General features: G+C 70.9%; 19 protein-coding genes and 1 pseudogene. 14 read left to right on the top strand and 6 right to left on the bottom strand.

What is annotated here, in order from left to right:
- The first annotated feature begins 7 nt into the window (after nucleotides 1-7).
- Together OHS17_RS09325 and OHS17_RS09320 are read left to right on the top strand one after the other, a co-directional pair.
- A complete protein-coding gene (locus OHS17_RS09325; RefSeq protein ID WP_330311780.1) occupies nucleotides 8-361 on the top strand; it encodes a PRC-barrel domain-containing protein in 354 nt (117 codons plus the stop codon).
- A gap of 116 nt (nucleotides 362-477) precedes the next feature.
- Nucleotides 478-2376 (top strand): hypothetical protein, encoded by a 1899-nt coding sequence (locus OHS17_RS09320; RefSeq protein WP_330311779.1) that lies wholly within the window; start codon nucleotides 478-480, stop codon nucleotides 2374-2376.
- A 3-nt stretch (nucleotides 2377-2379) separates the two neighbouring features.
- Here OHS17_RS09320 and OHS17_RS09315 read toward each other — a convergent pair whose 3' ends face one another.
- From OHS17_RS09315 to OHS17_RS09305, 3 genes are all read right to left on the bottom strand, one after another.
- On the bottom strand, nucleotides 2380-2856 hold the full coding sequence (locus tag OHS17_RS09315) for an ATP-binding protein (protein WP_330311778.1): 477 nt from the start codon (nucleotides 2854-2856) through the stop codon (nucleotides 2380-2382).
- 86 nt (nucleotides 2857-2942) lie between these two features.
- Entirely contained in the window at nucleotides 2943-3269 is a 327-nt protein-coding gene (locus OHS17_RS09310; protein WP_330311777.1) for an STAS domain-containing protein, read from the bottom strand.
- Between the two features lie 100 nt (nucleotides 3270-3369).
- Nucleotides 3370-4056, bottom strand: a complete 687-nt coding sequence (locus OHS17_RS09305) for a DUF3105 domain-containing protein (protein WP_330311776.1) — start codon at nucleotides 4054-4056, stop codon at nucleotides 3370-3372.
- Between the two features lie 221 nt (nucleotides 4057-4277).
- Between OHS17_RS09305 and glnA the strand changes: the two genes are divergently transcribed.
- The 3 genes from glnA (at nucleotide 4278) to OHS17_RS09290 (ending at nucleotide 7336) form a co-directional block, all read left to right on the top strand.
- Entirely contained in the window at nucleotides 4278-5639 is a 1362-nt protein-coding gene (glnA, locus tag OHS17_RS09300; protein ID WP_018518530.1) for a type I glutamate--ammonia ligase, read from the top strand.
- Between the two features lie 92 nt (nucleotides 5640-5731).
- Nucleotides 5732-6721: a CehA/McbA family metallohydrolase gene (locus OHS17_RS09295; RefSeq protein WP_330311775.1), complete on the top strand. Its 990-nt coding sequence runs from the start codon at nucleotides 5732-5734 to the stop codon at nucleotides 6719-6721.
- A 75-nt stretch (nucleotides 6722-6796) separates the two neighbouring features.
- Nucleotides 6797-7336, top strand: coding sequence for an AAA family ATPase (locus OHS17_RS09290; RefSeq protein WP_330311774.1), 540 nt, complete (start codon nucleotides 6797-6799; stop codon nucleotides 7334-7336).
- Nucleotides 7337-7373: 37 nt separating this feature from the next.
- Here the strand turns inward: OHS17_RS09290 and OHS17_RS09285 are convergent, their stop codons facing one another.
- Nucleotides 7374-7799, bottom strand: a complete 426-nt coding sequence (locus OHS17_RS09285; protein ID WP_330311773.1) for a contact-dependent growth inhibition system immunity protein — start codon at nucleotides 7797-7799, stop codon at nucleotides 7374-7376.
- Between the two features lie 111 nt (nucleotides 7800-7910).
- On the opposite strand from OHS17_RS09285, the gene OHS17_RS09280 reads away from it, so the two are divergent.
- The 6 genes and pseudogenes from OHS17_RS09280 to OHS17_RS09255 all read left to right on the top strand — a co-directional run bounded on the left by OHS17_RS09280 (nucleotide 7911) and on the right by OHS17_RS09255 (nucleotide 13746).
- Complete coding sequence (locus OHS17_RS09280) at nucleotides 7911-8369, top strand: tetratricopeptide repeat protein (protein WP_330311772.1); 459 nt, start codon at nucleotides 7911-7913, stop codon at nucleotides 8367-8369.
- On the top strand, nucleotides 8315-8701 hold the full coding sequence (locus OHS17_RS09275; protein ID WP_383165743.1) for a hypothetical protein: 387 nt from the start codon (nucleotides 8315-8317) through the stop codon (nucleotides 8699-8701). The genes OHS17_RS09280 and OHS17_RS09275 overlap by 55 nt, the downstream gene beginning before the upstream one ends.
- A gap of 13 nt (nucleotides 8702-8714) precedes the next feature.
- Nucleotides 8715-9445, top strand: a pseudogene (locus tag OHS17_RS09270) (Type 1 glutamine amidotransferase-like domain-containing protein).
- Nucleotides 9446-9510: 65 nt separating this feature from the next.
- Complete coding sequence (locus tag OHS17_RS09265; RefSeq protein WP_330311770.1) at nucleotides 9511-9747, top strand: hypothetical protein; 237 nt, start codon at nucleotides 9511-9513, stop codon at nucleotides 9745-9747.
- Between the two features lie 154 nt (nucleotides 9748-9901).
- The gene (locus OHS17_RS09260) at nucleotides 9902-10708 is read left to right on the top strand and encodes a putative protein N(5)-glutamine methyltransferase (protein ID WP_330311769.1); all 807 of its coding nucleotides are present in this window, start codon (nucleotides 9902-9904) and stop codon (nucleotides 10706-10708) included.
- Between the two features lie 47 nt (nucleotides 10709-10755).
- On the top strand, nucleotides 10756-13746 hold the full coding sequence (locus tag OHS17_RS09255) for a bifunctional [glutamine synthetase] adenylyltransferase/[glutamine synthetase]-adenylyl-L-tyrosine phosphorylase (RefSeq protein ID WP_330311768.1): 2991 nt from the start codon (nucleotides 10756-10758) through the stop codon (nucleotides 13744-13746).
- Nucleotides 13747-13754: 8 nt separating this feature from the next.
- Here the strand turns inward: OHS17_RS09255 and OHS17_RS09250 are convergent, their stop codons facing one another.
- Both OHS17_RS09250 and OHS17_RS09245 read right to left on the bottom strand, forming a co-directional pair.
- A complete protein-coding gene (locus tag OHS17_RS09250; protein WP_330315199.1) occupies nucleotides 13755-14660 on the bottom strand; it encodes a phosphatase PAP2 family protein in 906 nt (301 codons plus the stop codon).
- A gap of 162 nt (nucleotides 14661-14822) precedes the next feature.
- Nucleotides 14823-15887 (bottom strand): LacI family DNA-binding transcriptional regulator, encoded by a 1065-nt coding sequence (locus OHS17_RS09245; protein WP_018103504.1) that lies wholly within the window; start codon nucleotides 15885-15887, stop codon nucleotides 14823-14825.
- A gap of 371 nt (nucleotides 15888-16258) precedes the next feature.
- Here OHS17_RS09245 and OHS17_RS09240 point away from each other — a divergent pair, with 371 nt between their 5' ends.
- Genes OHS17_RS09240 through OHS17_RS09230 form a run of 3 tightly spaced genes read left to right on the top strand, consistent with a single transcriptional unit; the run spans nucleotide 16259 to nucleotide 19455 of the window.
- Complete coding sequence (locus OHS17_RS09240) at nucleotides 16259-17533, top strand: extracellular solute-binding protein (RefSeq protein WP_018103505.1); 1275 nt, start codon at nucleotides 16259-16261, stop codon at nucleotides 17531-17533.
- A 21-nt stretch (nucleotides 17534-17554) separates the two neighbouring features.
- The gene (locus OHS17_RS09235) at nucleotides 17555-18571 is read left to right on the top strand and encodes a carbohydrate ABC transporter permease (protein ID WP_330311767.1); all 1017 of its coding nucleotides are present in this window, start codon (nucleotides 17555-17557) and stop codon (nucleotides 18569-18571) included.
- Nucleotides 18568-19455: a sugar ABC transporter permease gene (locus OHS17_RS09230; RefSeq protein WP_161210121.1), complete on the top strand. Its 888-nt coding sequence runs from the start codon at nucleotides 18568-18570 to the stop codon at nucleotides 19453-19455. Before OHS17_RS09235 ends, OHS17_RS09230 begins: the two co-directional genes overlap by 4 nt.
- The last annotated feature ends 10 nt before the right edge of the window (nucleotides 19456-19465 follow it).

Here is a 19465-nt window from a genome sequence, read left to right as displayed (position 1 = left end):
GTTTTTCGTGAGTGACAACATGTGGGGTTACGAGCCGACTTCCGGTTACATCGCCGGTGCCGACCTGACCGGATACAAGGTCGAGGCGACGGACGGCAGCATCGGCAAGGTCGACAAGCACTCGGACGAAGTGGGCTCCGCCTACCTGGTCGTCGACACCGGGGTGTGGATCTTCGGCAAGCACGTCCTGCTGCCCGCCGGAACGGTGAGCGGCGTCGACGCCGAGGCGCGGAAGATCTTCGTCGACCTCACCAAGGACCAGATCAAGGACTCCCCGGAGTTCGACAAGGACAAGCACATCGGCGACGCCGACTACCACGAGCAGATCAGCGGCTACTACCGGAGCCACCGGCGCCCGTGACCGGTGCCGCAGCGCGGTGGAAGGGCCCCAGGAGAAGATCCTGGGGCCCTTCGCGCGTGTGGCGCTCACCCGTTCGGTGGGCGTGTCCGTCGGCGGACGGGCTCGTTCTGTGAGGTATGAGCGAGCGAGATGAGCCGGCCCTGCCGCGTGCCGCCGACCGACGGGGACCGACGCCGTCGGCGGACCGCATACCCCTGGACCGGGTCGAAGCGGTGCTCATCGAGCACTATCCGCGGCTGGTACGGCTCGCCTACCTCACCCTCCCGGGTGACCGGGGCCGCCACCGCCGTGTCCTCGACGCGCACCGCATCGTGCAACGAGCGCTGCCGCGCCTGGCCCGCACCGTCCGCGTGGATCCCGAGGCGGACGTCTACGCCTGGCTGCGCACCCGTATCGTCCGCGCGGCACTCTCGGCCGGGACGCTGCGCGGCGTACCGGCCGTCGTCGGTCTCCGCCTCTTCCCGCGCGCCGGCGGGGTGGCCGAACTCGAACTGGACCGCAGCCTGTCGGCGATGACCCCGCCCGCGCGGGCGGCCTACGCCCTGTTCGTCCTGGAGGGGCTGCCCGACGCCGAGGTCGCCCGGATGACCGACGACCCGGAGGCCGTCCGGAGCGCACACGCCCTGCGCGAACGGCTCGGCGCCGACGGAGAACGCGCGCTCACCTCGACCGAGTTCGACCCCTGCGTGGTGCAGACGACCCCGGACGACCTCCTGCGCCGGCGCCGCAACCACCGCCTGACGGCAGCCGCCTGCGGCCTCGCGGCACTCGCCGGATGCGTCGTGCTGACTGCGCAGCTGATGCGCCCCGCCACCACCGCCCTCGCAGACCCGGCGGCCGGGCCCGGGGCCGCCTCCGCCGCGCTCGACCCCCGGCACCTGGTCCGTACCGACCCGGAGAGCTGGGCGGACACCTCCCGCGTCGACCTCACGGCCTGGCCCGCCCGGGGAAGCCTGGCCGGCGACGAGGGGCTGCTCTCCCGGGCCCTGGGGGTGTGGAGCCACCCCGCCCCGTCCGTGCGGCGCTCGGTCGCTCCGGGTGCGACGGACGAAGGACCGGCCCGCTCGCCCCAGCTGCTCTACGCGGGGGAGCTGGAGGGCCGCAGGATCGTCCTGCTCCACGACGGCCGGCGCACCGTCCGCTACACCGAGCCCGTACGGAGCGGCACCGGGGGAGCGACACTGGACATCGCCCGCGCGGACGGCTCCGGCGTCACCGACGCCTCGGCGCTCGTCCTCGTACGCGGGTCCTCCTCGGCGCGCTATCTGCTCGCCCCGTGGATCTCCGAGTCCGGCGTCCGCGATCTGCGCGCACCCGACCGCTTCCCCGAGCCGCTGCGGACCGACGGGGGAGTGACCCCGGCCGTCCCCCTTCCCCCGGACAAGGGCTGCGGTGCCTGGCCCGCCCTGCAGCTCCGCTCGTCGTCCAGGATCGTGGAGAACCACCGCTTCCTGCTCACCGACCTGGGCGGGATGGCCCCCGCGCACCTCACCTACCAGCCTCTGCCGGGGAGCGGGAAGAAGACCCGCGCCGCCGCCCGCCCGGTCGAAGCCACCGGCCGCGACGCCCTGCTGGCGTGGTCCGGGACCTCCTGCACACTGCCGGGACTGGACGCCGGAGTGCGCGCCGTGAACAGCTGGGACTTCGCCGGCCAGCGGCTGCCCGGTGGCGGCGGCGGTACGTGGAGCTGCGTGCGGGCCGACACCTGGCAGGGCCCGGGCCAGGTCGTCCTCGGGATGCGGCCCGATACCGGCCGGCAGCTGCTCCGCGCGGGGGCCGAGCGCAACACCGCGGCCTGCTCCCGCTTCGGACAGCATGTGGTGGCCTCGGTGATCTACCACGACAAGGACGGGAACCGCTACCTGCTCGCCGCCGGATCGCGAGGTGTCACGCGGCTCACCGCGGCGGGGGAGACCGCTGCCGGTACCACCCTCGCCGTGCGGAACCCCACGAGCACCGCCGTGGAGGCCCGTACGCGCACGGGCCAGGTGCTCAGGCCGCCGGGGACCGGCTGAGGGTCACCAGGCGGTGTGACCGTGCGGGCTCCGGTCGGGCGCGTCCTGGAGGGCGACCCCGACGCTCAGCCGCTTGCCGACCGGCTCACGGCGGACCTCGAAGCTCTGGCAGACCATGAGGACCAGCTCCAGGCCGTGGCTGCCGATGCGCGTGGGATCGGAGGGGGAGGCGGTGGGGAACGCGGCGCCGGAATCCCACATGGCGATGTTCAGCGTCTCACCATCGGATTCGAGGTCCAGGAGACAGGGTCCCGGCGCGTACTTGCAGACGTTGGTGGCCAGCTCGCTGACCACCAGCTGGGCGACGTCGACGGCCCGTTCGGACACCTCCCACGCGTGCAGCACCCTGCCCTCGTGGACGAAGTCCCGTACGAATGCCCGGGCGCGGGCGATCTCGGTGGACGTCATCTCGTACGCGGCGCTGCCGCGCACGACCTCCGGCCCGACCCGCCGTCCCGGTGCGACGCCGTTGTGAGCCACGCGCTGTTCCATGCATCCCCCGTCCGGCCGGCTGCCCTTCGCAGCTCTTGGCCCGACTACCCCGGGAGGCCGGTTCCACGCAGCTGTCAGGCCGCCGGGCCGGACCGGGCCGCCTCGACGGTGGCGTACAGGTTGAGGAAGGTGTCGGCACCGACCACCTGGAGGAGGCGCCGGACCGTCGGCGAGGGGGCGGCGATCCTCAGGTCGCCCCGGTCGTGCAGGGTGAACACGAGGCGGAGGAAGGAGGAGTCCGCGAAGGAGATGCCGGCGGCGTCGAGGACGAGCGCGCCGTGCTCGGCGAGCGCGGAATCGGCCCGCTCCTGGAGTGCGGGCAGCGCTTCGATGTCCACGTCCCCGTGCGGGGCGATGACCGGCACGGAGGAGGGCGCGTCGTGGGCGTCTTGGGGCGTCATGGGGAGATCTTCGCAGCCCGCCGGCGCTCCTGGCGGATCGACCCCCGCGAGTGCCACCAGGGCCTGGCCGGCGGCCCGGTCCGGCCGCCGGCGCCCCGGATCACTCCCCGTCGCGGCCGCCCGTGCAGGCAGCGCCCGGCTCAGGGGTCTGCGGCCCCTGCACGTAGTGCGCGAAGAACTGCGCCACGCGCGGGTCGTCCGCCCCGTCCACGGCGACCTGCTTGCCCCAGGCGGTCAGCATGATGGCCCCGGCCTGGTCCTTGTAGGGGCTCATGAGCGAGTACGGCGTCTTGGAGACCCGGTCGGCGAGCTTCGCCACGTCGGCGGCGGGGGCGTCGTCGGTGTACGTCACCCAGACCGAACCGTGCTCCAGGGCGTGCACGGCGTTCATGTCGGGGATGGACTTCTTGTAGACCTCGCCGTCGCAGTTCATCCAGACCGGGTCGTGGTCCCCGCCGACCGGCGGCTTCATGGGGTAGTCGACGGCGTCGGTCACATGGTTGCGGGTGAGCTTCTTCGCGTCCCAGGACTTCTCGCCCTCGATCGGCCCGGTGGCCAGGTTCTCGTCCTTCTCGCCGGCGGAGGGCGTACCGCCCTTCCCGTCGGCGGTCATCGAACTGTCCGAGCCGTCGGAGTCCGACTTGTCGAGGATCGTGTACGAACCGAAGGCGACGAGCCCGGCGACGACGACGGCGCTGAGGCTCACGGCCAGGATCCGGTTGCGCCTGTCCCGCGCGCGGTCGGCGTTGCGCATCTGCTCTATGCGGGCCCTGCGGTCGTAGCTCATGTCGTGTGGTCCTTCTGCGAAGGGGGACGGGGACCGGCCTGAGCGGTGTTGTGGGGCGGTTGCCGCCCGTGCACACCACGGGCGCCGATCGTAGTGGGTGGCCGCGTGCTCCATGTCACGTCGGGTGCGTAATCTGGGGGAAATCCGGGGTCGTGATACTGGAGTCTCTCCCCAGCCCCGGGAGGTGGAGCACGGACCGTCTGAACTGCAAGGATGTGGCTATGGACAAGCAGCAGGAATTCGTCCTCAGGACCCTTGAGGAGCGCGACATCCGGTTCGTACGGCTCTGGTTCACCGATGTCCTCGGATATCTGAAGTCCGTGGCGGTCGCCCCGGCCGAGCTGGAGCAGGCGTTTGACGAGGGCATCGGCTTCGACGGCTCCGCGATCGAGGGCTTCGCGCGCGTATACGAGTCGGACATGATCGCCAAGCCGGACCCCGGGACGTTCCAGATCCTGCCGTGGCGCGCGGAGGCCCCGGGCACGGCCCGGATGTTCTGCGACATCCTCATGCCGGACGGCTCACCGTCCTTCGCGGACCCGCGCTTCGTGCTCAAGCGCATCCTGGCCAAGACCTCGGACCTGGGCTTCACCTTCTACACCCACCCGGAGATCGAGTTCTTCCTCCTGAAGGACAAGCCGGTCGACGGCACCCGGCCCACCCCGGCCGACAGCTCCGGCTACTTCGACCACACCCCGCAGAACGTCGGCATGGACTTCCGCCGCCAGGCGATCACGATGCTCGAATCCATGGGCATCTCGGTCGAGTTCAGCCACCACGAGGGCGCGCCGGGCCAGCAGGAGATCGACCTGCGGTACGCGGACGCGCTGTCGACGGCGGACAACATCATGACGTTCCGCCTGGTCATGAAGCAGGTGGCGCTGGAGCAGGGCGTGCAGGCGACGTTCATGCCGAAGCCGTTCTCGGAGTACCCCGGCTCGGGCATGCACACCCACCTCTCCCTCTTCGAGGGCGACCGCAACGCGTTCTACGAGTCCGGCGCGGAGTACCAGCTGTCGAAGGTCGGCCGCTCCTTCATCGCGGGCCTGCTGCGCCACGCGGCGGAGATCTCCGCCGTCACCAACCAGTGGGTCAACTCCTACAAGCGCATCTGGGGCGGCTCCTCCCGCGCCGCGGGCGCCGGCGGCGAGGCCCCCTCGTACATCTGCTGGGGCCACAACAACCGCTCCGCGCTGATCCGCGTCCCGATGTACAAGCCCGGCAAGACCGGCTCGGCCCGCGTCGAGGTCCGCTCCATCGACTCCGGCGCCAACCCGTACCTGACGTACGCGGTCCTCCTCGCCGCCGGCCTCAAGGGCATCGAAGAGGGCTACGAACTCCCGGCCGGCGCCGACGACGACGTCTGGGCCCTCTCCGACGCGGAACGCCGCGCGATGGGCATCGAACCGCTCCCGCAGAACCTGGGCGAGGCGATCTCCCTGATGGAGAAGAGCGAACTGGTCGCGGAGACCCTGGGCGAGCACGTCTTCGACTTCTTCCTCCGCAACAAGAAGCGGGAGTGGGAGGAGTACCGCAGCGAGGTCACGGCGTTCGAGCTGAAGAACCTGCTGCCGGTGTTGTAGGCGCGGCTGCTTGAACAGCGCAACGCGGGCGGGGCACCTGGCACGGTGCCCCGCCCGCGTGTTGGGCCGCCGATCGTCGGAGGAGGGGGCGCATGCCGAGTTCGGACTTTCCGCCGGTGCGGGCGGTGGGGCGCGGGGCGGCCTGGTACCGGGGGGACTGTCACGTCCACTCGGTCCACTCGGACGGCGAGCTCACCCCGGAGGAGCTGACCGCCAGGGCGCGCGCCATGAGGCTCGACTTCATCGCGACGACGGAGCACAACGCGGCTGCGAAGCCGGGCGCCTGGGGTCATCTGGCCGCCGATGACTTCCTGATCCTGCTGGGCGAGGAGGTCACCACGAAGACCGGGCACTGGCTCGCCCTGGGTCTCGCCCCGGGCGAGGTGGTCGACTGGAACCACCAGGCGGGAGACGGACTGCTGGGCCCGTGCCTGGACCAGGTCCATCGCACAGGGGGCGTGTGCGTGGCCGCCCACCCGCATGCGCCGTACCCGTCGGGCGATTTCATGTTCCCGTTCCCCGGCTTCGACGTGGTGGAGGTCTGGAACGGCCTGTGGACCTCGGACCGCCCCTGGAACGCCGACAACGAGGCGGCCCTGACCGAGTGGGGGCGGACCCTGGCAGCGGACATCCGCACGGGCTCGTGGCGTCCGGCGATGGGCAACAGCGACACCCACTTGGAGGGGCAGATCGGTATCCCTCACACCGTGGTCTTCGCCGAAGAACTGAGCACGGCAGCAGTCCTGACCGGAATCCGCACCGGCCGCAGCTGGATCGCCGAAGCGGCGGACGTGGACGGGTCGTTCACCGCCCACGTCGATGATCGCGTCGCCGGACTGGGAGAGCGCCTCGCCACTCACGGCGGGCAGGTGGAGGTCCGCGCGGCCGTACGAGGTGTGCCGACGGGGATCGTCAGCTTCCACACGGACCGGGGCAAGGTCCACCAAGCGCTGCTGCCCGACGACGGCGCGGGTGCGGTGCGGTGGCACACGACGGCGGAACAGTCGGCGTTCGTCCGCATCGAGGTCCGCCACCCCAACGGACACGTCGCCGCACTCACCAATCCGATCATCCTGGCCTGACGGGGCCCGGACCGCAGACCGGACGTTCACGGCGGCGAGCAGCCGGTCACGCGCGTAGAGGTCTACGATGCCGGGATGCGCGCAGTCATCCGCGGGGGCGCTCAGGCCCTCCTGGTCAACGGCACCGTCGGTGTAGGAAAGACCAGTGTTGCCGAGGCAGTGGGCGACCTTCTTGCCGACGCCGGAGTCTCTCACGCGGTGCTCGACCTCGACTGGCTGAGGAAGTCGTGGCCCGCGCCTCCCGGTGACCGCTTCAACTTCGGCTTGCTGCTGCGGAACGTGCGGAGTATCGCCGGTAACTATCTCGATGCGGGGGCGACCCGCCTGGTACTCGCGGGTGTGGTCGAGCGCCAGGACGAGCGGAAGCAGCTGGCCGATGCCGTAGGTGCTGATCTCACAGTGTGCTGGCTGCAGGCCGAACTCCCCGTCATCCACCAGCGCCTGGCCCAGCGCCACGCCAACGAGCCCGCAGCACTGCGATGGCACCTGGACCGGTCCGCCGAGCTGGACGCCATCCTCAGCCGGGCCGCAGTCGACGACTTCACCGTCGATACCACCACCAGCTCCGTCCACGATGCGGCCGCATCCGTGATCAGAGCGGCCAACTGGCAGTGACCAGGGTGTCCCACGTTTTCTGTTGAGGGGTCTCGTTTCAACGCGGCGACTCGGCCCCGGCGACGAAGCGGGCGATCTCGTCGGCGGCGCCGCGCGGGAGGTCGGCGAGGGCCGCCTCGGGCAGGGCAGAGAGGGCTGCGCGCAGTTGGGCCGCCAGGTCCGGCAGCAGGGTCCAGACCGGCGGCGGCACATTCACGGTGGCGAGCAGCAGGTCGCCCGGGTAGAAGTACGCGTCGAGCAGCGGGTCGTCCACCAGGAGGCGCACGGCGAGCGGGACGACGTACGGCAGCGCCACCTGCTGGGAGACGAGGGTGCGCAGGTCCGCCGCCCCCAGATCGCGCAGCGGTACGCGCCGCAGCGCATGCACCGTCCGCACCAGGCGGGTCGCGTCGGCGGCCGGCTCCGGCCAGCGTGGCAGGTCCAGCTCGTCGAGCGTGCGGTCGAGGTGCAGCAGAAGGCCCATGGGGCTCATTGTCGGTCGCGCCGCATGTGTGCCATCCGGCGCGGCAGCGGGAACCCGGACACCCGTGCGAGCCGTCCTACCGTAGACATCGGTGTGACCGGGAGGACGTGTATGTCGCGAGGTTGGAAGGTCGTTGCGGTTCTGCTGGCCGTCGGGGGTGTTGCCGAGGCGGTACGCAGGCGGCGGAGGGCGGACCGGGTGGGGCGGGCGAACAGGGAGCTCGACGTCCGGGACCGGGTGTTGCGTGAGCAGGATTCCGGGACCCTCGACCTTCGGCACGAAGCCCATCGACTGCGCGAACTGGGCGACGCGGCAGGCGCGTTGGAGGTCCACGGGCGGCTGCTGGCCGCCCGGGCGGAGGCGCTGGGCGGGGATCACCCGGATGTGCTCGTCACGCGCTTCAACCATGCCGGGCATCGATGGGAGGCCGGGGGCAGGGCCGGTGCTCTGATGGCGTACGAACAAGTCCTGGCCGACATGGTGCGGGTGCTGGGGGAGGACGATCCCAGTACGCGATGGACCCGGAACGTGCTGGCCAGCCGGAAGAAGGAAGTGGAGGACACCCCGTGACCACCCTGTGGCGCCCCACGGGCCCCGAAGAGCTTGAGCTGGTGCGCGAGCTGAACTGGCGCGCGTGGCCCCCTCGACTTCCCGAGCAGCCGATCTTCTACCCGGTGATGAACGAGGACTACGCGATCCGGATCGCCCGCGACTGGAACGTCAAGCACAGCGGCGTCGGGTACGTGACCCGCTTCGAGGTCGAGACCGAGTTCCTGAGCAGGTATCCCGTTCAGCAGGCGGGTGGGCGGACCATCCTGGAACTATGGGTCCCGGCCGAGGAGTTGGACGAGTTCAACGCGCACATCGTGGGCGAGATCGAAGTGACCCACGAGTTCCGCTGAGAAGGGGGAAGTTGTGCCGCAGATCGAGCGCGTCGCTCCCCGGCGGCGGATCGCCCTGCTGGGCGGGGGGTTTTCCACCGACGGCGACGGAGTACTCGACGACTGGGTGCTCGGGCAGGTGGAGGGGACGCGGGTGTGCTTCGTGCCCACTGCCAGCGGGGACGCCGATGTGTACGTCGAGCGGTTCCTGAAGGCGTTTCAGGGGCGGGGCGCCTACGAGGCGAGCGTGCTCTCGCTGTTTCAGCGGGAGTTGGACGATCGTGCGCTGCGGGAGTTCCTGCTCGCGCAGGACGTCGTGTACGTCGGCGGCGGCAACACCGCCAATCTGCTCGCCGTCTGGCGGGTGCACGGCGTGGACCGGCTCATGCGGGAGGCGTACGAGCGCGGCGTGCTGTTGTGCGGGATCAGCGCGGGCGCCAACTGCTGGGCCGAGGGCTCGCACACCGACTCGTTCGGCCGCTGACGTATCTCCCCGACGGGCTGGGGCTGTTGCCCGGGTCCGTCTGCCCGCACTACGACAGTGAACCGGGGCGCCGCCCCTCGTATCGGGCTGCCGTCGCGAGCGGGGCGCTGCCCGGTGGGTGGGCCGTGGAGGACGGGGCCGGGGTGTTGTTCGCCGACGGGCGGGTGGACGAGGTCGTGGCGCGTGCGGAAGGGGCGCGGGTGTACCGCGTCGAGGCCGATGGGCGTGGAGGCGTACGGGAACAGGCCCTGGCCTGTCGGCTGCTCGGGGCATCCGCGTAGGCCTGGACCACCCTCCTCGTGTACCCGACAATGGACGGAACCAGGGGGAACGGGGGAGGTACACCATGTTTGCGGTGCTCATCGTGTTCGGGCTGCTCCTGAGCGCCATCGTGTTTCTGATCGTGAAGGTGAACCTGCGGCACCGGCGGCGTACGCACACCTTCGAGGGCCAGGAGATCGAGCGGCACCACAGCGCGGAGATACGCAACATCCGCGCCGCCAACACCTCGGTGGCCGTCCACAACAGCTTCGTCAACGGGGGCAACGACTACCGGCCCAGGCAGGGCCGGAACCTGAGGTAGTCTTTCGCATCCCCGCACGGGGACATGACCAAGGAGGTGGGACCCATTACCGCTGTATCGACCTGGGTGCTCCCCTCCCGCGAACGCGTGGCCGACCGGAATTAAGGGCCTGTCGCGGAGCACCCCTCGGCGTTCCTCCGAAAGGCTCCGCACCATGCCGGTCCCGCTGTCACCGTCCGACCTGTCCTCCCTCGCCGCCGACCTCCGCGCCGCCGGATGCGTCTTCGCCGAGGACGAGGCCGGGCTCATCGCCGCCACCGCCGCCGATCCCGCCGAAGTCGCCGCCATGGCCGCCCGGCGCGCCGCCGGGCACCCCCTGGAACACGTCCTCGGCTGGGCCGAGTTCGCCGGGCTGCGGATTGCTGTCGACCCCGGCGTCTTCGTCCCCCGCCGCCGCACCGAGTTCCTGATCGACCGGGCCGTCGCCCTCGCCCCGGACCCGGCCGTCGTGGTCGACCTGTGCTGCGGCTCCGGCGCGCTCGGCGCAGCGCTCGCCGCCGCACTGGACCGGGTCGAGCTGCACGCCGCCGACGTCGAGCCCGCCGCCGTACGCTGCGCCCGGCGCAACATCGGGGACCGGGGGCGGGTGTACGCGGGCGACCTCTTCGCACCCCTGCCCGGCGCCCTGCGCGGGCGCGTCGACGTACTCCTCGCCAACGTGCCGTACGTACCGACCGGCGACGTCGCCCTCCTCCCCGCCGAGGCCCGCGTCCACGAACCGCTCGTCGCGCTCGACGGCGGCGGCGACGGCCTCGACGTCCTGCGCCGGGTCGCCGCGGAGGCGCCGCGCTGGCTCGCCCCGGGCGGCAGCCTCCTGGTCGAGACGAGCGAACGGCAGGCGGACACCGCCGCGGGGGTCCTGGCGGACAGCGGGCTCGTGACGCGCGTCGACTCCTGCGAGGAGCGGTACGCGACCGTCCTCACCGGGACGCTCCCCGCACGCCGCGCCCGCACCGCCTAAACTCCGAAGGCTGGGAGCTGATCGGGCGGCGAGCGGGAGAGCGCGGGATGACCATGGTGCCGGGGCGCAGGAGCAGTACGTTCACCCGACTGCTGCGGCACGGTTTCACCGACCCGTCCGCCGCCGAGCGGCTGCTCGACCTGCCGGACTTCTCCTCCGTACGCACCGACTCCGTGCTCCTCGACGCGCTCGGGGCCACCGCCGACCCCGACCTCGCGCTGCGCGGCCTCGTCCGGCTGGTCGAGGCGGAGGAGGCGGGGGAGCGGCAGATCCTGCTGGACACCCTCGTCACCGCCAAGCCCCTGCGGGACCGGCTGCTCGGGGTGCTCGGCGCGTCCGAGGCGCTCGGCGACCACCTGGCCCGGCACCCGCGCGACTGGCAGGTGCTCGTCACATACGAGGCCGCCGACCTGCACCCCGGGATCGCCGAGTTCGAGCAGGAGCTCGCCGGGGCGGACGGGCCGGACGCCCTGCGCGTCGGCTACCGGCGCTGCCTGCTGTCCATCGCCGCCCGGGACGTCTGCGGCACCACCGACGTCGCCGAGACCGCCGCCGAGCTGGCCGACCTCGCCACCGCGACCCTGCGCGCCGCCCTCCGTATCGCCTCGGCCGCCGCCCCCGACGACGCCGCGCAGTGCAGGCTCGCGGTCGTCGCGATGGGCAAGTGCGGCGGCCACGAGCTGAACTACGTCTCCGACGTGGACGTCATCTTCGTCGCCGAGCCCGCCGACGGCGCCGAGGAGAGCAAGGCCATGCAGGCCGCGACCCGGCTCGCCGCGCACCTCATGCGGATCTGCTCCGACACCACCGTCGAGGGCACCATCTGGCCCGTCGACGCCAACCTCCGCCCGGAGGGCCGCAACGGCCCCCTCGTCCGGACGCTCTCCTCGCACCTCGCGTACTACCAGCGCTGGGCCAAGACCTGGGAGTTCCAGGCGCTGCTGAAGGCCCGGCCGGTGGCCGGGGACCGGGCGCTCGGCGAGGAGTACGTCGAGGCCGTCTCGCCGCTCGTCTGGCAGGCCGCGGACCGGGAGAACTTCGTCCCCGACGTCCAGAAGATGCGCCGCCGCGTCGTGGACACCATCCCCGCCGACCGCGTCGACCGGGAGCTGAAGCTCGGACCCGGCGGGCTGCGGGACGTCGAGTTCGCCGTACAGCTCCTCCAGCTGGTGCACGGCCGCAGCGACCCGTCCCTGCGCAGCGGATCGACCCTGGAGGCGCTGGGAGCGCTCGCCGAGGGCGGTTACGTGGGACGCGTCGACGCCGTACAGCTGGACGACGCCTACCGCTTCCTGCGCGCCATGGAACACCGCATCCAGCTCTACCGGCTGCGCCGCACCCACCTCGTCCCCGACGAGGAGCCCGACCTGCGGCGCCTCGGCCGCTCGCTGGGACTGCGCACCGACCCCATCGCCGAGCTCAACCAGGCCTGGCGGCGGCACGCGTCCGTGGTGCGGCGGCTGCACGAGAAGCTGTTCTACCGGCCGCTGCTCGACGCCGTCGCCCAGCTCGCGCCCGGCGAGTCCCGGCTCAGCACCAAGGCCGCCACCGCCCGGCTCGTCGCCCTCGGTTACGAGGACCCGGCCGCCGCCCTCCGCCACCTGGAGGCGCTGTCCTCCGGGGTCTCCCGCAAGGCCGCCATCCAGCGCACCCTGCTGCCCGTGCTGCTCGGCTGGTTCGCGGACTCCGCCGACCCGGACGCCGGGCTCCTCGGCTTCCGCAAGGTGTCCGACGCGCTCGGCAAGACCCCCTGGTATCTCCGGCTCCTGCGCGACGAGGGGGCCGCCGCCGAGAACCTCGCCCGGGTCCTGTCGGCCGGGCGGCTCGCCCCGGACCTGCTGCTGCGCGCCCCCGAGGCCGTCTCCATCCTCGGCGACCCGCACGGCCTCGCCCCGCGCAGCCGGGAGCACCTGGAGCAGGAGGTGCTGGCCGCCGTCGGCCGCGCGGACGACGCGGAGACGGCCGTCGCGGTGGTGCGCGGGGTGCGCAGGCGCGAGCTCTTCCGCACGACGGCCGCCGACCTGATCGGCTCGTACGGTACGGAGGAGAGCCCCGCCGAGCCGGACCCCGGGGCCCTCGTGGACCGGGTCGGCAGCGCCGTCACGGACCTGAACGCCGTCACCATCGCGGGTGCGCTGCGGGCCGCCGTCCGCGCGGAGTGGGGGGACACCCTGCCGACCCGGTTCGCCGTCATCGGCATGGGGCGGTTCGGCGGGCACGAGCTGGGATACGGCTCCGACGCGGACGTCCTCTTCGTGCACGAGCCGCGCGCGGGCGTGGACGAGCAGGAGGCGGGGCGGGCGGCGAACCGGGTGGTCGCCGAGATGCGGCGCCTCCTCCAGCTGCCCACCGCGGACCCGCCGCTCCTCATCGACCCGGACCTGCGCCCCGAGGGCAAGAACGGGCCCCTCGTCCGCACCCTGAAGTCGTACGACGCGTACTACCGGCGCTGGTCCCTGGGCTGGGAGAGCCAGGCCCTGCTGCGGGCCGAGCCGATGGCGGGGGACATGGACCTGGGCGCGGAGTTCGTGGCGCTGATCGACCCCCTGCGGTATCCGGCGGACGGGCTCGGCGAGGACGCGGTCCGCGAGATCCGGCGGCTCAAGGCCCGGATGGAGTCGGAGCGGCTGCCGCGCGGGGCGGACCCGACGCTCCACACGAAGCTGGGGCGCGGCGGGCTGAGCGACGTCGAGTGGACGGTCCAGCTGATGCAGATGCGCCACGGCCACGAGGTCCCGGGCCTGCGCACCACCCGCACCCGCGCCGCGCTGGCCGCGGCGCGCGCGGCGGACCTGATCTCCGAGGAGGACGCCCAGACCCTGGACGAGGCGTGGGTCCTGGCGACCCGCGTCCGCAACGCGGTGATGCTCGTACGGGGTCGCCCGGGCGACACGTTCCCCTCGGTCCCGCGCGAGCTCACCGCGGTGGGGCGGTACCTGGGGTATGAGGAGGGGCACGTCGGGGACATGCTGGACGACTACCGTCGGGTGACGCGGCGGGCGCGGGGCGTTGTGGACGAGCGGTTCTACGGTGGCTGAGCCCCGGGTCAGTTGCGGGTGGGGGCCGGCTCCCGGCGTTGCGCCCCAAGCGCGCTGAGGCGAGGGCGGTCCGACTTGCGCGGGATGCACCTCGGTAGCCGGTGCGGCAGCGCCCCGTACCACGCGTACGACACCGCGTAACCGAACGCCAGGCACGCCACGCCCCCCACCGCGTCCAGCCAGAAGTGGTTCGCCGTGGAGACGATCACCATCAGGGTGACCGTGGGGTACAGCAGGCCCAGGATGCGGGCCCAGGGGGCCGAGGCCAGGGCGAAGACGGTGAGGCCGCACCAGAGCGACCAGCCGATGTGCATCGACGGCATCGCCGCGTACTGGTTCGACATGTTCTTGAAGTTGCCCGACGCCATAGAACCCCAGGTCTGGTGGACCAGGACCGTGTCGATGAAGTGGCCGCCGTTCATCAGGCGGGGCGGGGCCAACGGGTACAGGTAGTAGCCGAGGAGCGCGACCGCCGTGGTCGCGAACAGGGCCAGCCTGGCTGCCGCGTAACGGCCCGGATGCCGACGGAACAACCATACGAGCACACTGATCGTGACGATGAAATGCAGCGTCGCGTAGTAGTAGTTCATCGAGACGATGAGCCATGTCACCGAGTTGACCGCGTGGTTGACGGACTGCTCGACCGCGATGCCGAGGAACCGTTCGACCGACCACAGCCAGTCCGCGTTGGCGAGCGCGGCGGCCTTCTGCTCCGGGACCGCGTTGCGCACCAGCGAGTACACCCAGTAACTCATCGCGACGAGCAGGATTTCGAACCAGAGGCGGGGCCGCCGGGGCGACCGTGGGGAACGCAACCGGGACGCGGCGTGAGCGAGGGGTCTGTCGAGCACTCTGCCGAGTCCGTGTGTGCGACCGGACTGCTTCGTGTTCGCCTCGGGAGCCGCCTCGTTCACGATGGGTGACGGGGTGGCCTCCGTGCGGCCTTCCTGTCGTTTCACGCTCAATTCACCCATAGGCACAGAGTCTGCCAGATTTGCCTTCTCTGCCCGATGATCCTCCGGCGGAGCGCGAGTTGCACGTCCGGCGCGGAGCGTCAGGTGTGCGCGACGGGCCGGTTACGCCCCCGCGTGCGATCCTGGGAGAGAGGCGGGGGCCGCGCCGTCCTGGCCGGGGCCCGCCGCGGTCGAACCGCGTACGACCAGTTCCGGCATGAAGACGAACTCGCTGTGCGGGGCGGGCGTGCCGCCGATCTCCTCCAGGAGCGTGCGCACCGCGGCCTGGCCCATCGCCGTGACCGGCTGGCGGATCGTGGTCAGCGGCGGATCGGTGAACGCTATGAGCGGCGAGTCGTCGTAGCCCACCACCGACAGCTCGCGCGGGACCTCGCGGGAGAGCCGCCGGGCGGCCCGGATCGCACCGAGCGCCATCATGTCGCTCGCGCACACCACCGCCGTGCAGCCCCGCTCCATCAGCGCGGAGGCGGCGGCCTGGCCGCCCTCCAGCGTGTAGAGGGAGTGCTGGATCAGCTCCTCGACCTCGTCCGCCGTCAGGTTCAACTGCTCGCGCATCGTGGCGTGGAAGCCCTCGATCTTGCGGAGTACCGGCACGAAGCGCTTCGGGCCCACCGCCAGCCCGATCCGGGTGTGGCCGAGCGACACCAGGTGCGTCACCGCCAGGCGCATCGCGGCCCGGTCGTCCGGCGAGATGAAAGGTGCCTGCACCTTGGGCGAGAAACCGTTCACCAGAACGAAGGGGACACCCTGGGCGCGCAGTTGCTCGTAACGCCCCATGTCGGCGGAGGTGTCGGCGTGCAGCCCGGAGACGAAGATGATCCCGGAGACGCCCCGGTCGACCAGCATCTCGGTCAGCTCGTCCTCGGTGGAGCCGCCCGGGGTCTGGGTCGCGAGGACCGGGGTGTAGCCCTGCCGGGTCAGCGCCTGCCCGATGACCTGCGCGAGCGCCGGGAAGATCGGGTTCTCCAGTTCGGGCGTGATCAGGCCGACGAGCCCCGCGCTGCGCCTGCGCAGCCGTACGGGCCGTTCGTAGCCGAGTACGTCGAGCGCCGCGAGGACGGATTCACGGGTGGCAGCGGCTACCCCGGGCTTGCCGTTCAGTACACGGCTGACCGTCGCTTCGCTGACCCCCGCCTGAGTTGCGATATCGGCAAGCCGTGCGGTCATGGCATTGGACTGTACCGGGAGCGGGTCGGATTGCCCACCATGCGCAGGAATCGGGCGGGACCGGCCGTCCCGGGGCGTCCGGAGCGGCGTCCCGCAGGGTCCGGCGGCAACATCTTGCAAGGTCTTGCGGGCCCGGTTTGCCGGCTGCGGTCAGATCGTCGCACTGCGGAATCGGGGCTGGTGGGCCCGCTGTGGCAGGGCTCGGGGAGTTTCGTCAAGTGGCTTGACGGCAACCTTGAGGACACGCCAATGTAACGATCGCCGGAGCTTGCAGAAATCTTCCGCAAGGTCTTTCGGTCTTCTTTCATCCTTGTTACGTTCACGTCGACCCGGCGCCGCGACGGAGCGGTACGGCAGTTGAAGGAGTTCAGATGCGACGTGGCATAACGGCCACCGCCCTGGTCGCGGCCCTGGCGCTCGCGGCGACCGCCTGCGGCAGCGACGACAAGTCCGACGGCGGTTCCAAGAGCTCGGGCGAGCTCTCCGGCACCGTGACGTGGTGGGACACCTCCACCGCGGGCAGCGAGGACAAGGTCTTCAAGAAGATCGCCGAGGGCTTCGAGAAGCTGCACCCGAAGGTCGACGTCAAGTACGTCAACGTGCCCTTCGGCGATGCGCAGAACAAGTTCAAGAACGCGGCGCAGGCCGGCTCCGGCGCCCCCGACGTGATCCGCTCCGAGGTCGCCTGGACCCCCGAGTTCGCGGACCTCGGCTACCTGGCCCCGCTGGACGGCACCCCCGCCCTCCAGAAGGAGAGCGACTTCCTGAAGCAGGCCGCCGCGTCCACCAAGTACAACGGCAAGACGTACGCGGTGCCGCAGGTGATCGACTCCATGGGCATCTTCTACAACAAGAAGATGTTCAAGGCGGCCGGCGTCGAGGTCCCCACCACCATCGACGAGCTGAAGACCGTCTCCAAGAAGATCAAGGCGAAGACCGGCAAGACCGGCTTCTACCTGCGCGGCGACGACGCCTACTGGTTCCTGTCCTTCCTGTACGGCGAGGGCGGCGACATGGTCAACGCCGCCGACAAGACCGTCACCATCGACGACGCCGCCGGGGTCAAGGCCATGAAGGTCGTCAAGGACCTGGTCGACTCGGGCGCCGCCAAGACGGACGCCACCGACGGCTGGGACAACATGCAGGCGTCGTTCAAGAACGGCGACGTCGCGATGATGATCAACGGCCCCTGGGCCGTCGCCGACACGTACACCGGCAAGGAGTTCCAGGACAAGGCCAACCTGGGCGTCGCCCCGGTCCCGTCCGGCTCCGCCGCGCAGGGCGCCCCGCAGGGCGGGCACAACCTGGCCGTCTACGCCGGTTCCAAGAACCTGGACGCCTCCTACGCCTTCGTTGACTACATGACCTCCGTCAAGACGCAGGCCCAGGTCACCAAGGAGCTGAACCTCCTCCCGACCCGTACCTCCGCCTACGCCGAGGAGCCGGTCGTCAACAACGAGATCGTCGGCTTCTTCAAGCCGGTGGTCGAGAGCGCCGTCGAGCGCCCGTGGATCCCGGAGACCGGCAGCCTCTTCGCGCCGCTCGTCACCGAGTACACCAAGGTCCTCACCGGTCAGACGACCCCGGAGAAGGCGGTCAAGACGACCGGCGACTCCTACCGCAAGCTCCTCAAGGGCTGGAAGTAACTCAGGAAGGCAGGCCGGCTGATGGCTGTCCACACCAGCCAGTCGGTGGTGAAGGCCGCGGGCGACGACGTCGCCCGCGGCCGGAGCCGCGGAACTGGTAACCCCCCGCCGCCGGGACGGATACGGCGGGCCCTGTCGACGCACTGGTACGCCTGGACGATGGTGGCCCCGGTCGTCGTCGTGATCGGCGTGATCATCGGTTACCCCCTGGTCCGCGGCATCTATCTGTCGCTGACCGACGCCAACGAGCGCAACGTCGCGCGGTCCATCGGTGTCAACCACCTGCCCGCCACGTACAAGTTCGTCGGCCTGGACAACTACACCGACGCGCTCACCGGCAACCAGTTCCTCGGCACACTCGGGTGGACCCTGGTGTGGACGGTCTCCTGCGTGTCCATCACCTTCGGCCTCGGCATGGCCCTGGCGAACATCCTCAACCGGAAGATCGCCGGACGTTCCGCCTACCGGATGGCCCTCATCCTGCCCTGGGCCGTCCCCGGTTTCGTCTCCGTCTTCGCCTGGCGCTTCCTCTACAACAACGACCGCGGGCTGCTCAACAAGGTCCTCGCCGGCGGCGGCATCGACGGGATCAACTGGCTGGGCGACCCCACGATCGCCAAGATCTCCGTCATCGTCGTCAACGTGTGGCTGGGCGTGCCGTTCATGATGGTCGCCCTGCTCGGCGGCCTCCAGTCCATCCCCAGCGAGCAGTACGAGGCCGCGGAGATGGACGGCGCCACCGCCTGGCAGCGCTTCCGCCACGTCACGCTGCCCGGACTGCGGCCGGTCTCCACGACCGTCATCCTGCTCTCCACCATCTGGACCTTCAACATGTTCCCGGTGATCTTCCTGCTCACCCGCGGCGGACCCGGCGAAGCCACCCAGATCCTGGTGACCCAGGCGTACAAGTTCTCCTTCGAGGTCAGCCCGCGCGACTTCGCGCAGTCCTCCACCTGGGGCGTGCTGATCCTCGTACTCCTGCTGATCTTCGCCACCATCTACCGGCGGGTCCTGCGCACTCAGGGAGATGACTGGTGACCACCACGACCACCCCCACCGCGCGCCACTCCGCGTCGCGCCCGGTCAAGGTCCGCAAGCGCGGCGAGCGTTCGCCGCTGGCCTCCACGGCCCTGCACCTGACGCTGATCGTCGCGTCCGTGATCGCGGTCTTCCCCGTGCTCTGGGTACTGCTCACCTCGCTGAAGCCGGCCGCGCTCGCGACCACCACGGACTTCTTCAAGGAAACGACGTTCGAGAACTACACGAACCTCATCCAGGACACGAAGTTCCTGACCTGGTTCGGCAACTCGCTGATCGTCGCGGGCCTCACCACGCTCATCGGCGTCATCGTCTCCGCCTCCACCGGCTACGCCGTCAGCCGCTTCCGGTTCCCCGGCAAGCGCGGGCTGATGTGGACGCTGCTGATCACCCAGATGTTCCCGGTCGCCGTCCTCATCGTGCCGATCTACAACATCATGGCCGGCATGGGGCTGCTCAATAAGCCCGCCGGTCTCGTCATCACGTACCTGACCATCTCGGTGCCGTTCTGCGCCTGGATGATGAAGGGCTTCTTCGACACCATCCCGCGCGAGATCGACGAGTCCGGGCAGGTCGACGGACTCACCCCGTTCGGCACCTTCTGGCGGCTCATCCTGCCGCTGGCCAAGCCGGGCCTCGCGGTCACCGCGTTCTACTCCTTCATCACCGCCTGGGGCGAGGTGGCGTACGCCTCCGCCTTCATGGTCGGCGAGGACAACCTCACCCTCGCGGGCGGCCTCCAGCTGTTCGTCAACCAGTACGGCGCCCAGTGGGGCCCGATGACCGCCGCGTCCGTACTGATCGCGATACCCGCGGCCCTGGTGTTCCTGTTCGCCCAGAAGCACCTCGTCACCGGCATGTCCGCCGGAGCCGTCAAGGGCTGAGTACGCCCGT

It is taken from the genome of Streptomyces sp. NBC_00523, from assembly GCF_036346615.1.
Lineage (GTDB): Bacteria > Actinomycetota > Actinomycetes > Streptomycetales > Streptomycetaceae > Streptomyces.
The sequence above is the reverse complement of the archived record's forward strand: the minus strand, read 5'-3'. Positions and strand labels throughout refer to the sequence as shown.

Excerpts from the sequence above, each read along its gene's own strand:
- OHS17_RS09245 (WP_018103504.1), bottom strand. The coding sequence starts at position 15,887 with ATGACCGCACGGCTTGCCGATATCGCAACTCAGGCGGGGGTCAGCGAA.
- OHS17_RS09285 (WP_330311773.1), bottom strand. The coding sequence starts at position 7,799 with ATGGGCCTTCTGCTGCACCTCGACCGCACGCTCGACGAGCTGGACCTG.
- OHS17_RS09265 (WP_330311770.1), top strand. The coding sequence starts at position 9,511 with ATGTTTGCGGTGCTCATCGTGTTCGGGCTGCTCCTGAGCGCCATCGTG.
- OHS17_RS09235 (WP_330311767.1), top strand. The coding sequence starts at position 17,555 with ATGGCTGTCCACACCAGCCAGTCGGTGGTGAAGGCCGCGGGCGACGAC.
- OHS17_RS09295 (WP_330311775.1), top strand. The coding sequence starts at position 5,732 with ATGCCGAGTTCGGACTTTCCGCCGGTGCGGGCGGTGGGGCGCGGGGCG.
- OHS17_RS09280 (WP_330311772.1), top strand. The coding sequence starts at position 7,911 with ATGTCGCGAGGTTGGAAGGTCGTTGCGGTTCTGCTGGCCGTCGGGGGT.
- OHS17_RS09305 (WP_330311776.1), bottom strand. The coding sequence starts at position 4,056 with ATGAGCTACGACCGCAGGGCCCGCATAGAGCAGATGCGCAACGCCGAC.
- OHS17_RS09260 (WP_330311769.1), top strand. The coding sequence starts at position 9,902 with ATGCCGGTCCCGCTGTCACCGTCCGACCTGTCCTCCCTCGCCGCCGAC.
- OHS17_RS09240 (WP_018103505.1), top strand. The coding sequence starts at position 16,259 with ATGCGACGTGGCATAACGGCCACCGCCCTGGTCGCGGCCCTGGCGCTC.
- OHS17_RS09320 (WP_330311779.1), top strand. The coding sequence starts at position 478 with ATGAGCGAGCGAGATGAGCCGGCCCTGCCGCGTGCCGCCGACCGACGG.
- OHS17_RS09310 (WP_330311777.1), bottom strand. The coding sequence starts at position 3,269 with ATGACGCCCCAAGACGCCCACGACGCGCCCTCCTCCGTGCCGGTCATC.
- OHS17_RS09275 (WP_383165743.1), top strand. The coding sequence starts at position 8,315 with ATGGACCCGGAACGTGCTGGCCAGCCGGAAGAAGGAAGTGGAGGACAC.
- glnA (WP_018518530.1), top strand. The coding sequence starts at position 4,278 with ATGGACAAGCAGCAGGAATTCGTCCTCAGGACCCTTGAGGAGCGCGAC.
- OHS17_RS09255 (WP_330311768.1), top strand. The coding sequence starts at position 10,756 with ATGACCATGGTGCCGGGGCGCAGGAGCAGTACGTTCACCCGACTGCTG.
- OHS17_RS09290 (WP_330311774.1), top strand. The coding sequence starts at position 6,797 with ATGCGCGCAGTCATCCGCGGGGGCGCTCAGGCCCTCCTGGTCAACGGC.